General features: G+C 66.6%; 10 protein-coding genes. 8 read left to right on the top strand and 2 right to left on the bottom strand.

Annotated elements, in window-relative coordinates; all coding sequences use genetic code 11:
• Positions 1-200 precede the first annotated feature (200 nt).
• Complete coding sequence (locus RTN46_RS14485) at positions 201-797, bottom strand: DUF308 domain-containing protein (protein WP_312182409.1); 597 nt, start codon at positions 795-797, stop codon at positions 201-203.
• Between the two features lie 110 nt (positions 798-907).
• Positions 908-1,585: a phosphoribosyltransferase family protein gene (locus RTN46_RS14480; RefSeq protein ID WP_312182407.1), complete on the bottom strand. Its 678-nt coding sequence runs from the start codon at positions 1,583-1,585 to the stop codon at positions 908-910.
• Between the two features lie 144 nt (positions 1,586-1,729).
• On the opposite strand from RTN46_RS14480, the gene RTN46_RS14475 reads away from it, so the two are divergent.
• From RTN46_RS14475 to RTN46_RS14440, 8 genes are all read left to right on the top strand, one after another.
• Positions 1,730-2,482, top strand: a complete 753-nt coding sequence (locus tag RTN46_RS14475; RefSeq protein WP_312182405.1) for an SDR family NAD(P)-dependent oxidoreductase — start codon at positions 1,730-1,732, stop codon at positions 2,480-2,482.
• Between the two features lie 180 nt (positions 2,483-2,662).
• Positions 2,663-3,988, top strand: coding sequence for a M20 family metallopeptidase (locus tag RTN46_RS14470; RefSeq protein WP_312182403.1), 1,326 nt, complete (start codon positions 2,663-2,665; stop codon positions 3,986-3,988).
• A 28-nt stretch (positions 3,989-4,016) separates the two neighbouring features.
• Complete coding sequence (locus RTN46_RS14465) at positions 4,017-5,609, top strand: AbgT family transporter (RefSeq protein WP_312182401.1); 1,593 nt, start codon at positions 4,017-4,019, stop codon at positions 5,607-5,609.
• Positions 5,610-5,655: 46 nt separating this feature from the next.
• Positions 5,656-6,489 carry a CPBP family intramembrane glutamic endopeptidase gene (locus RTN46_RS14460; protein WP_312182399.1) on the top strand — a complete coding sequence of 278 codons (834 nt, stop codon included), beginning with the start codon at positions 5,656-5,658 and terminating at the stop codon, positions 6,487-6,489.
• Positions 6,490-6,540: 51 nt separating this feature from the next.
• The gene (locus RTN46_RS14455) at positions 6,541-8,229 is read left to right on the top strand and encodes a long-chain-fatty-acid--CoA ligase (protein WP_312182398.1); all 1,689 of its coding nucleotides are present in this window, start codon (positions 6,541-6,543) and stop codon (positions 8,227-8,229) included.
• A gap of 193 nt (positions 8,230-8,422) precedes the next feature.
• Positions 8,423-8,863 (top strand): PRC-barrel domain-containing protein, encoded by a 441-nt coding sequence (locus RTN46_RS14450; RefSeq protein ID WP_312182396.1) that lies wholly within the window; start codon positions 8,423-8,425, stop codon positions 8,861-8,863.
• Between the two features lie 187 nt (positions 8,864-9,050).
• Positions 9,051-9,569, top strand: a complete 519-nt coding sequence (locus RTN46_RS14445) for a DUF805 domain-containing protein (RefSeq protein ID WP_312182395.1) — start codon at positions 9,051-9,053, stop codon at positions 9,567-9,569.
• A gap of 84 nt (positions 9,570-9,653) precedes the next feature.
• Positions 9,654-12,408, top strand: a 2,755-nt coding sequence (locus RTN46_RS14440) for a bifunctional proline dehydrogenase/L-glutamate gamma-semialdehyde dehydrogenase (protein WP_312182394.1), incomplete at its 3' end; no start/stop codon positions are given.

The raw sequence follows: 12,408 nt of genomic DNA, 5'->3' as shown, positions 1-12,408 counted from the left end.
GAGCTGGCTTAGCCGCCCAGTGCGCAGATCTGGCGGGTAACTGGCCGCCGCAGCCACCACAACTGCGCATCCAGTGAGCGAGCGAGCTGCCCTAGCCGCCCAGTGCGCAGATCTGGCGGGTAACGCAGCCCCGGCGGCCCCAGAACGTAACCAGAGCTACGCCGTGCAGCTACGCCACGTAACCAGAGCTAGCCGTGCAGCTACGCCGTGCGAACGGTCCCGCGGCCGAACGTAATGGCGCGGACGATCTGCACGATCCCCAGCACCACTAGGAAGATGCCGCCAAAGATGACGAGCGCAGCCAGTGACTCGACCGGAAGGAACAGCACGACGATCCCCGCGATGATGCTGAGCACACCGAACGTGATCGCGTACCAGCGCGAGCCGCCGGACTCGGTCTCGGTGAGCACCATGATCCCCTCGATGATCCAGGCAATCCCCACCACCATGCCCAGGACCGCGAGCGAGGAGAGCGGATTGCGGATCGCGGCGATGCCAAGAACGAAGAGCAGCAGGCCGACCATGATGTTCAGCACCCGCAGGCCCGTGCTCATCGGAGCCGTGATGCCGCTGACCACGCGGACCGCGCCGGAGATCAGGAAGTACAGGCCAAAGAAGAATGCGATGACGGACAGCGTGGCATCGGGCCAGAACAGGACCAGAATGCCCAGGATCAGCGCGACTGCCCCGGAAATGCCGAAGCCGGTCCGGACTGCCGAAATTGTCCGTGAAGAAAGTTCGCTGGTGTCTAGGCTGAGCCCTCCCCAGCCGTTGAACGTGCCGTGGGTTGTGGACATTTAGAGCCTCCCGAGCCGTCGGAATTCGCCCGTGCCCTTAGGATTATCCTCCCGGCCGCAGCGGCAGGCCAGTGCTTTCGCCAGCTGCCCGCCGGGAGTTGCCCGATTGGTTATTCCACCTGCAGCAGGGCCCGAACTTCAGCATCGCTTGTCTGCCCGAAGACCTGGTAGGCCTGACCCACGGAGGACAGTGCGCTGTCCGACCAGGGAACGACGACGTCGTCCGCCAATGCGGCAATGCCTGCGGCGGGACCGCAGCTCATTGGGGCAGCGGCGACCAGCCAGTTCGGACCCAGGCTCCGCACGGCAGCCAGGGCTGCCCGCATGGTGGCCCCGGTGGCAACGCCGTCATCCACGACGATTACCGTATTTCCCTCAATTCTCTGCGCCGGACGATCCGGCCGGTAACGCTCGGCCCGCCGCAGCAGCTCCACCCGCTCCGCCGCGAGGACGGCCTCCAACTCGGCCTGCCCCGTAACGGGGGCGGCTGCCAGCCAGGTTCGGACGACGTCGTCATTCCAGGCCGCGGGGCGCTCGCCGGCCGCTTCCGCCACCGCGCCGGCGGCCAGTTCGGGTTGGCGGGGATGGCCTATTTTCCGGACCACGACCACATCCAGTGCGGCGTCCAAGGCACCGGCCACCACTGAGGCCACCGGAACCCCGCCGCGGGGCAGCCCCAGCACCAGCAGACCGCTGCGTCCGCGGTAGTCCGCCAGCGCGTCGGCCAGCACCCGGCCCGCTTCGATGCGGTCGGCATAGGGATACGGGTGGCCGGAGGTCTGGCTCATAAGCGCTCCTGCGGTGATTCCGTTCCCGGAACGCTGGGCGTCCGGGCTCTTCCCACGGTAGGACGCGGGCGTGCCGTCGGGCAACGGCCGCCAGCTTCGGGGTGGTGCGTTGCAAACCCGAACGTGCCGTAGCAGGCTGGCCCCATGACTGACACGGCAGTGATCACGGGAGCAACCGCGGGCCTCGGCGCAGAGTTCGCCCGGCAACTGGCAGAACGCGGGCACAATGTTGTCCTGGTTGCCCGGGACCAGGAACGGCTAAAGGCCAAGGCCGAAGAACTTGCGGCCCGCTACAGCGTTAAGGCCTCAGTGCTGCCGGCGGACCTTTCCACCACTGAGGGGGTGGACGCCGTGGCGGCCCGAGTGGCGCAGCCCGACGTCGGCATCCTGGTTAACAATGCCGGCTACGGGCTGAAGAACGACTTCCATGCCAACAGTCCCGAAACCGAGTTTGACCACCTGAACGTGCTGGTGACCGCACCGCTGCTGCTCAGCCATGCGGCGGTGAACTCCATGCTGGGCCGCGGCGGCGGGCGGATCATCAACGTTGCCTCCGTGGCCGGTTTCATTCCGCGCGGCACCTACAGTGCGGCGAAGGCCTGGGTGATCAGCTTCAGCCGGTGGGCGAATCTGCACTACGCCTCCCGGGGCGTCACCGTGACGGCCATCTGCCCGGGGTTCGTGCACACGGAGTTCCATCAGCGGATGGACATGGATAAAACCGTGTATCCGGGCTGGATGTGGCTCGACGCGGAGCGCGTGGTGCGCGAGGGGCTGGGCGATGCTGCTGCGGGCAAGGGCATCTCCATTCCGTCCAAGCGGTACAAGGTCCTGGCCGGAATCGGCCGCCTGGGGCCGCAGCGGCTGGTCGCGAAGATCGCCGGCCGCGGACGCTGACCTCGGCCGGATAGGCTGCCCAGCGGCAGCCCGCCGGCTGCCCGGGATCGGCTGAGAAGCAACGCAGCCGCAGGTCAGGGCAGGACAGGATAGAGCAGGCAGAGCGGATCCGGAACCCCCCGGGAACCATCCATTAGGGTTCCTAACGACGCCTCCGGCATCGGCCGTAGGGTGGCCTGCATGACTCAGCCGACCCTGCCCAGCAGTACGTACCTGGACCATCTTGAGGCCGAGACCCGAGACCGCCGGGAAACCGCCCGGCACGATTCCTCGCCGTTTGCCGGGGCGCCCGAAGCGCTCGCAGCGGCGGTGGAAGCCCGGGTGGACGTCCTCGCGCCAGAGCTGCGGAAGCTCGCCTCGCAACTGCACCAGGACCCCGAGACCGCCTACCAGGAACACCGTAGCGCCGGTCGTATCGCTGACCTTCTGGGCCGGTACGGTGTCGCCGCCCAGGTGGGTGTGCACGGCATCGAGACGGCGGTCCGGGCCGAAGCCGGCAGCGGCTCACCCGTCATTGCGATCATGGCCGAGTACGACGCACTGCCCGGCATCGGCCATGCCTGCGGACACAACGTGATCGCGGCCACCGGGGTCGGAGCGTTCCTCGCGCTGGCCCAAACGCTGCAGAAGGATCCGGGCGCTTTCCCCGGAAAGGTTGTCCTGCTGGGAACCCCCGCGGAGGAAGGCTACTCCGGCAAAGAGGTGATGGCCCGCAACGGAGCGCTGGACGGAGTGGACGCCGCCATCATGGTGCACCCCTACGGGCAGGACGTCGTGGACCAGGTCTGGCTGGGCCGGCGGCTGCTCACGGTGACCTTCACCGGCGTCGCCGCGCACGCCTCGGCACAGCCGTTTATGGGCCGCAACGCGCTCGACGCCGCGACGCTCGCCTACCAGGGCGTCGGACTGCTGCGTCAGCAGCTGCCTCCCTCCGATCGGGTGCATGCGGTGATCACCGACGGCGGCGCCCGCCCAAGCATCATCCCCGAACGCGCCGAGATGAAGTTCTACGCCCGGTCAAAGTACCCCGAAACGCTCCGCGAACTGAGCCACCGGTTGGAGGAGGTGGCCCGCGGGGCGGCCCTGATGACCGGCACCGGCGTGGAGCTGGGCTGGGACGAGCACCCGCCGTCGCTCCCTGTCCGCACCAACCGGGCCCTTACCGGCCGCTGGCTCGCGGCTGAACGGGGGCGTGGACGCGAACCGCTGCCTGGCGGCGTGGTCTCCGAAACCCTGGCCGCCTCCACCGACTTCGGCAACGTCAGTTACCGGGTGCCCGGTATCCACCCGCTCATCGGCATCTCCGGCCCGGACGTTGCCCTGCACACCCGCGAGTTCGCTGCTGCCGCAGGTTCTCCGGCGGCAGGCACAGCCGCGGTGGACGCCGCAGCCGGACTGGCGCTGACTGCTCTGGACTACCTCTGCGACCCGGAGCTCCAGCAGGCCGCCGCGGCGGAATTTGCTGCCGCCGGCGGACCGGTGGACGTCCCCGGATACTTCGACTAACCTTCCCCCGACTTCGAAGGAAGCACTGATGAACGCTGCCCCCACCACCACCTCCACCCGCGCCTCGGTCACGGACCGGGTGCTCGCGAGCGTCGAACGGGTTGGCAACCGCCTGCCGGATCCCTTTGTCCTGTTCCTGCTGCTCTTCGCCGTGGTTGCCGTCGCGTCAACCCTGATGGCCTGGGCCAACGTCACGGTCACCGTGCCGGGCAGTGAAGAGTCCACCGCCATCCGGGGGCTCTTCACCGCCGAGGGGATGACCTGGCTGACCACTACGCTGGGGGAGAACTACCTGGGCTTCCCGCCGCTGGCAACGGTTCTGCCCATCCTCCTGGCGGTGGGTGTGGCGGAGAAGTCCGGGCTGCTGGCGGCAATGATCCGCCGGGCCTTCGGCGCCGCCCCGCGCTGGGCGCTGCCCTACGCCGTTGGGCTGGTGGGAGTGGCCGGGTCCATCATGGCTGACGCGGCGTTTGTGGTGATACCGCCGCTGGCCGCGCTGGTGTTCAAGGCCGCCGGCCGGCACCCGGTGGCCGGGCTGCTGGGTGGGTTCGCCGCCGCCGGAGCCGGGTACTCCACGTCCATGCTGGTTACCTCGCTGGATGCGCTTTTTGCCGGGATCACGACGGCGGTCACCGGGTCCCTGCCGGACCCGGGCGCCGCGGTGAACCCGCTGTCCAACTACTTCTTTAACGTGGTGTCCTCCGTGGTGCTGATCCTCGTGGCGGGTTTCCTCATCGACAAAGTCCTGGAGCCGCGGCTGGTGAAGCAGCGGGTGGCGCGGACGGAAACAGTTGAAGCTGACGACGGCGACGCCGGAACCAGCGCCGGGGCGCAGGAGGTCCTGGATCCGCACCTGAGCCCCGTTGAAAGCCGCGGGCTGCGCTGGGCACTGGTGACCGGAACGGCCGTTGCGCTGGTGATCGCTGCGGCGTCCCTGGTGCCGGCGTCGCCGTGGCGCAATGAGGACGGCGGTTTCCTGCCGGCCTCGCCGCTGCTGTCCTCGATCGTGTTCATTGTTTTTGTGCTTTTTGTTATTCCCGGGCTGGTTTACGGGCGGATCACCGGCACCATGCCGAAGGCCAGCGACATTCCGCGCGTGATGGGTTTGTCGATCAAGGAGATGAGCGGCTTCCTGGTCCTGGCGTTTGTGCTGGGTCAGTTCATTGCACTGTTCAACTGGTCGGGAATCGGCAACTGGATTGCGGTAGCCGGAGCTTCCGGCCTCGGCTCCGTTGGCCTGACGGGTTTCCCGGCCATCCTCGCCTTTATTGCCCTGGCCTCGGTGCTGAACCTGTTCATTATTTCCGGTTCGGCCATGTGGACCCTGATGGCCGCGGTCTTTGTGCCCATGTTCGCGCTGCTGGGCTACGAACCGGCGTTCATCCAGGCCGCATTCCGCGTCGGGGATTCCGCGACCCAGGTGCTCACGCCCCTGAACCCGTACATGATCGTGCTGCTGACAATGCTGCGCCGTTATGAGCCGTCCGCCGGCCTGGGCACGGTCATCTCCCGCATGCTGCCGTTCACCGTGGTTTTCTGGCTGGCGTGGGTCGCCGTGCTGACCGTGTTTTACGTCTTCGACCTCCCACTTGGCCCGGGCAACGGCATCTTCATCCAGTAGGATTCGTACCCTTCCCACAGTTGAAACGAGTAAGGAGAATCCGGGCATGGTTGGTCGTACGGCGCTGTCGCATTGGAAGCGGTTTTGGGACCACGGCGGGTGGTGGCGCGCTGTTCTTCTGACCGCGGCGTACTTTGTGCTGTACCAGGCTTCATCGCTGCTGTTCCTGCCCCTGGCCGGCCAGGTCGGCGGGCCGGACAGCGCACTGTCCGTGCTGGTCCTGTTTGCGCTGCCCATCCTCCTCGGCGGCCTTCTCCTCGTGGCGTTTGCGCTCTCCACCGGGTGGCTGCGGGAACTGTTCCGGCGGCAGCCGATCCGTGGCCGGGGCTGGATGTGGACCGCGGTTGCCGTCGTTTTGGCCTTCAATATCCTGCGCCTGGCAACTGTCGACTACGGCACAGCCGGATTCGACGTCGTGGCGGCCTGGCTGGTGACCGGCCTGTTTATCGGGTTTGCCGAAGAGGTGCTGACCCGGGGCCTGGTGGTGAACCTGCTGCGCAAGGCGGGCCACCGGGAGATCATCGTCGCGGTTGGCTCTGCCGCGTTGTTCGCTGCGATGCACGCCGGAAACCTGCTGACGGGTCAGTCGCTGTTCGCGACGTCCTTCCAGCTTCTGTACACGTTCGCGTTTGGCATCTGCATGTACCTCACGCTGCGGGTCACCGGGAATCTGATCTGGCCCATCCTGTTGCACGCCACCACGGACCCCAGCATCTTCCTGCAAAGTTCCTATCCGGCCGATTCCGCGCTGGCCGGTTTTGCCGCCCTGGGTAATATCCCGGTCATCATCCTCGGGATTGTCTTCCTCTTCTTCATCCGCGGACAGGTTCAGGAGCCGGCTTTTCCAGGCGGCCTGGAAACCGGGAAGGTGCTCTCCTAGCTGCGAGGGCCGAATATAGTCAAAGATACCGATCTAAGGAGCCGTATTTTCATGACTGCCGCCCAGGAACCGCTGTGGGTAAAGCACTACCAGCCCGGAGTTCCGGCAGAAATCGAGCTGCCGACCGAGTCTTTGACAGCCATGGTGGAAGACGCCGTGGGCCGTTTTGGACCCAGCGTCGCGCTGGAATTCTTCGGCGCTGAAACCACTTACGCCCAGCTGGGGGAGCAGATCAACCGGGCCGCGGAGGGTCTGCGCAGGCTCGGTGTCCGCCAGGGACACCGCGTGGCGATCATCCTGCCCAACTGCCCGCAGTACCTCATCGCGTTCTACGCGGTGCTGCGCCTGGGTGCGGTCGTCGTCGGGCACAACCCGCTCTACACCGAGCGGGAACTGCGGCACCAGTTCGAGAACCACGGTGCGCAGGTCGCGATCGCCTGGGACAAGACCGTGGAGAAACTTCAGGACTTCCCGGACGACGTCGCCGTTCCCCACATCATCTCGGTGGACATCACCAAGGCCATGCCGCGCTTGAAGCAGATTGGCCTGCGCCTGCCGATTCCTTCCCTCCGCCGCACCCGCGCCGGCCTGACCGCCAAGACGGAAAACACCATTTCCTGGGAGAAGCTGCTCGCCAACCCGCCGATCGACCCGCAGCATCCGCGCGCCGCGGTCACGGACCTCGCCGTCCTGCAGTACACCTCCGGAACCACCGGCATGCCCAAGGGCGTGATGCTCACGCACTACAACCTGCGCTCCAATGCCCTGCAGGGGCAGGCCTGGATGCATGGTGCCCAGAACGGCAAGGAAGTCATCTACGGCGTGCTGCCCATGTTCCACGCCTTCGGCCTGACCCTCTACCTGACCTTCGCCATGCTGACCGGTTCCCGGCTGGTGCTGTTCCCGAAGTTCGACGTCGACCTGGTGCTGGACGCTGCGAAGAAGTCCAAACCCACGGTCTTCTGCGCCGTCCCGCCGATCTACGAGAAGGTGGCGATCGAATCCAAGAAGCGCGGAATCGACATCTCCACCATCCGGTACGCGATTTCCGGGGCCATGACGCTGAATTCCCAGACCGTGGAACTGTGGGAGGAAGTCTCCGGCGGGCTCCTGGTGGAAGGATACGGCCTGACCGAATCCTCCCCCGTGGCCCTGGGCAATCCCTTCGCCGAAACGCGCCGCAACGGCACCATCGGCATCCCGTTCCCCAGCACCCTTATGCGGGTGGCGGATCCGGACGATCTTTCCCGCGACGTGCCGCAGGGCGAACCGGGTGAGCTGCTGATCAGCGGACCGCAGGTGTTCTCCGGGTACTGGAACAACCCGGAAGAAACCGCGGAAGTCCTGACCAAGGACGGCTGGCTGCGCACCGGAGACATTGTCACCGTGGACGAAGACGGCTTCGTGAAGGTGGTGGACCGGCGCAAGGAACTGATTATCACCGGCGGTTTCAACGTCTCGCCCAGCGAAGTCGAGGAAGTCCTCCGCAGCAACCAGGACGTCGCCGACGTCGCCGTGGTTGGCCTCTCCCGCGGTGCCGCCGGGGAAGAGGTGGTTGCCGCCGTTGTGCTGCAGCCCGACGCCGAACTGGACGAGCAGGCGCTGCGGGCGTATTGCCGCGAACGCCTGACCCCGTACAAGGTTCCACGCCGCATCGTGGCGATCAACGAGCTGCCCAAGTCCATGCTCGGCAAGGTGCTGCGGCGCCAGGTGCGCGATTCGCTGGCAGACACTATGTAGCCAGGAGCTGCGGGCACGCAGGTTGGCTTAGTGATGGAACGCATCAGGGACGGTTGCCGGGCGGCAGCCGTCCCTGATGCGTTCCTCCGGGCAGTGCGCCTCCCCGCCCGCAGCCTCCTATTGACGGGCCCGTGCGAAAGGCAGTGGAATGATAAGTGGGCTTGGTAATTCACTGCCGAAGGAGAACCACACAATGATCAGCAATCAGCAAGTCGAAGGACTCATGTCCGCCTCGGGAAACGTCCTGGGACCCGACGGCGACAAAATCGGATCAGTGGGAACGTTCTACTTGGATGACCAGACCAATGAGCCGGCTTGGGTCACGGTGAACACCGGGCTGTTCGGGACCAATGAGACCTTTGTTCCCCTCAGCGAGGCCACGGTGGAGGGCGTCGATGTGCTGGTGCCCTATTCCAAAGAAGAGGTCAAGAATGCGCCCCAGATCGAAAGTGACGGCTCCATCAGTGCCGAGGAGGAAGTCAGCCTCTACCGGTACTACGGCTTTACCTATGACGACGGCACAGCGGAGATGGCCAGTTCGGATGAAGACGTGGCCGCAAAGCGGAACATGTCGGGCGGATCGGATGAGGCCCCCGGCGGCGACCTTGGTGTGGAGCCGGACAGTCCACGCTGACACCTGACGGGGTAGCCACAGGCACCCGCGGCCGGAGGGAAAGCGCGGCAGCGCACCGTCCAACGGATTTCCAACCCCAATTCCGGCCCACCGAAGAACTCGCCACTGCGCACTAACTGGGCTAAACTCCGTTCGGCACTCATCACTAAGTGCACTTCTTGTTCATCGAAATTCATAGGGGGAAACCATGTCCCAGCAGTATGCCCAGAATCCTTATGCCCCGGCGCAGCCCGCGCCCGGAGACCTGTCGCAGCCGCTGTACGGCGCCAACTTCGTTGAGTCCATCAAACGGTTCTACAAGAAGTACGCCACGTTCTCCGGCCGGGCGAGCCGCAGCGAGTTCTGGTGGTTCATGCTCTTCCAGGCAATCGTGGTCACCGTCCTGTACGCAGGACTGATGGTTGCCATGTTTTCCAGCCTTGATCCCTACACCGGCGAGCCAACAAATTACAGCTTTATGCTTCCGATGGCCCTGATGATGATCTACGGCCTGGCTAATCTGGTGCCGGGCATCGCCCTGACTGCCCGCCGCCTGCACGACGGCGGATTCAGCGGCTGGTTGTACCTCATCGTTTTCGTCCCGTTCTTCGGCGGGCTCGCCCTCATTGTCCTCACCCTGCTGCCCAGCAAGCCCGAAGGTGCCCGGTTCGATCTCGGTGCCCAGCAGCAGTACGCACCCTACCCGCCGGTGGGCCCGCAGGCCTAGGCCCTAGGCGCCCCGGCCCGGTATAACCGCAGGTCCGGGCGTGGACCCCTTCCCGAACGCCGCTTCGGCTTCGATACTGGGGACATGAGTTTCACAACAGCCTCAGCAGCCGGCGCCGTCCCGGACGGCCCGGATTCCACCTCCCCGGAACTGGCTGAGGAGACCGTCCAGCTGGTCCGGCGCTGGCTGGCGGAGGCATCCAACATTGCGGTGGATGCCTCCGCCGCCCAGCTGGCCGGAATCCTGAAGGACCCCGGCGGCCTGGAGTTCACGGTCGGTTTTGTGGACGGGGTTGTCCGGCCCGAAGACCTCTCCGTCGCCGCCCGGAACCTGGCGGCGCTGGCGCCAAAGGTTCCCGGGTTCCTGCCCTGGTACATGCGCGCAGCTGTCCGGGTCGGTGGCATCGTGGGGCCGGTCCTGCCCCGTGTGGTGGTCCCCGCCGCCCGCCTTGTCCTGCGGCGGATGGTCGGGCACCTGATTATTGATGCCACGGACGCCAGGTTGGGCCGGGCCATCCGGCGGATCCGCCGGGACGGCGTCCGCCTGAACATGAACCTGCTGGGCGAAGCCGTACTTGGCCGCCGCGAAGCAGCCCGCCGGCTCGAGGGCACCCGCCGCCTGCTGGCACGGAACGACGTCGACTACGTCTCCATCAAAGTCTCCTCCACGGTCGCACCGCACGCGCCCTGGGCCTTCGACGAGGCCGTAGCCGCCGTCGTCGAAACCCTCACGCCCCTGTACCGGCTCGCCGCCGAAGGCTCCCCGCCCAAGTTCATCAACTTGGATATGGAGGAGTACAAGGACCTCGACCTGACCATGGCAGTGTTTACGGAGCTGCTGTCTCAGCCCGAGTTCCACCACCTCGAGGCCGGCCTGGTACTGCAGGCCTATCTGCCGGACGCCCTCGGTGCGATGGTGCGGCTCCAGTCCTTCGCAGCCGAGCGGCGCGCCAGCGGCGGCGCCGGAATCAAGGTGCGGCTGGTTAAAGGCGCGAACCTGCCCATGGAAGCTGTTGAGGCCTCCCTCCACGGCTGGCCGCTGGCCACCTGGGACACCAAGCAGGAGACGGACACCAACTACAAGCGGGTCCTGGACTATGCCCTGCACCCGGACCGGATCCGGAACGTGCGGCTCGGCGTCGCCGGCCACAACCTCTTCGATATCGCCTACGCCTGGCTGCTGGCGGGACGCCGCGGAGTCCGGGACGGGATCGACGTCGAAATGCTGCTGGGCATGGCCGCCGCCCAGGCGCAGGTGGTTAGAAAGGATGTTGGGCAGCTGCTGCTCTACACCCCGGTGGTGCATCCCGAAGAGTTCGACGTCGCCATCGCCTACCTGGTGCGGCGGCTGGAGGAAGGCGCCAGCAGCGACAATTTTATGTCTGCCGTTTTCGATCTGGCGTCGGACGAAACGCTCTTTGACCGGGAACGGCAGCGGTTCCTCGCCTCGCTGGAAGATCTGGACCCCGGCGTTCCCGAACCGCGCCGGCAGCAGGACCGCAGCCAGCCGCCGGCCCCTGCCGGGCCAAAATCCGCCGGCGCCCAGGGCTTCAGCAACACCCAGGACACCGATCCGTCCCTTCCGGCCAACCGGGCCTGGGGCCGGGACATCCTGGCCCGCGTGCCCGGCTCTGACCTGGGCCTGCCCCTGACAGTGCAGGCGCGGATCGAAACCGCGGAAGAGCTTGAGGACGTCCTGGCCGCTGCCGTCGAAGCCCAAGCCGGCTGGGCGGCGCTCACCGGCGCCGGGCGCGCCGCTGTGCTGCGCCGTGCCGCCGACGGATTGGAAGCCCGCCGGGCGCAGCTGCTGGAAGTGATGGCCGCCGAAGCAGGCAAGACCCTGGAGCAGGGGGACCCGGAAGTGTCCGAGGCCGTGGACTTCGCCAGGTACTACGCGGACCGGGCGGAGGACCTGGACGACGTTGACGGCGCGCTGTTCCACCCGGCCCGGCTCACCGTGGTTACTCCGCCGTGGAATTTTCCGGTCGCGATCCCGGCCGGGTCCACCCTGGCCGCGTTGGCAGCCGGGTCCGCCGTCGTGCTGAAACCCGCCGGGCCGGCCAGCAGATGCGGGGCAGTGCTTGCCGAGGCACTCTGGGAAGCCGGTGTGCCGCGGGACGTGCTGAGCTTCGTGCTGCTGGGCGAAGCGGAACTAGGGCGGCAGCTGATTTCCCATCCCGCGGTGGACCGGGTGATCCTGACCGGCGGCTACGAGACGGCTGAGCTGTTCCGCTCTTTTCGCCCGGATCTGCCGCTGCTGGCAGAGACCTCGGGCAAGAACGCGATCGTTGTGGCACCCAGCGCGGACTTTGACCTCGCCGCGCGGGACGTGGCGGCGTCGGCGTTCGGACATGCGGGGCAGAAGTGTTCCGCGGCTTCCCTTCTCATCCTGGTGGGCTCGGTGGCCGAATCCCGCCGGTTCCACTCCCAGCTGCTGGACGCGGTGCAATCCCTGCAGGTTGGGCGGCCGGAGGAACCAGAGACCCAGATGGGTCCCGTCGTCGAACCGGCCACCGGCAAGCTGCTGCGCGGGCTGACTGAGCTGGGGGAGGGCGAGTCCTGGGTCCTGCAGCCGCAGAAGCTCGACGTCGAAGGCAGGCTGTGGACTCCCGGTATCCGGGACGGAGTCCGGCCCGGATCTGAATTCCACCTCACCGAGTACTTTGGCCCGGTGCTGGGGGTTATGCGGGCCCGGACCCTGGCGGACGCGGTTCAGCTGCAAAACCAGGTCGACTACGGGCTCACCGCAGGGCTGCATTCCCTGGACCCGGAGGAAATCCGGTACTGGACCGGCGCCGTCCAGGCCGGAAACCTGTACGTCAACCGCGGCATTACCGGCG

The sequence above is a fragment of the Arthrobacter sp. genome, assembly GCF_031988865.1.
Lineage (GTDB): Bacteria > Actinomycetota > Actinomycetes > Actinomycetales > Micrococcaceae > Arthrobacter_B.
The sequence above is the reverse complement of the archived record's forward strand: the minus strand, read 5'-3'. Positions and strand labels throughout refer to the sequence as shown.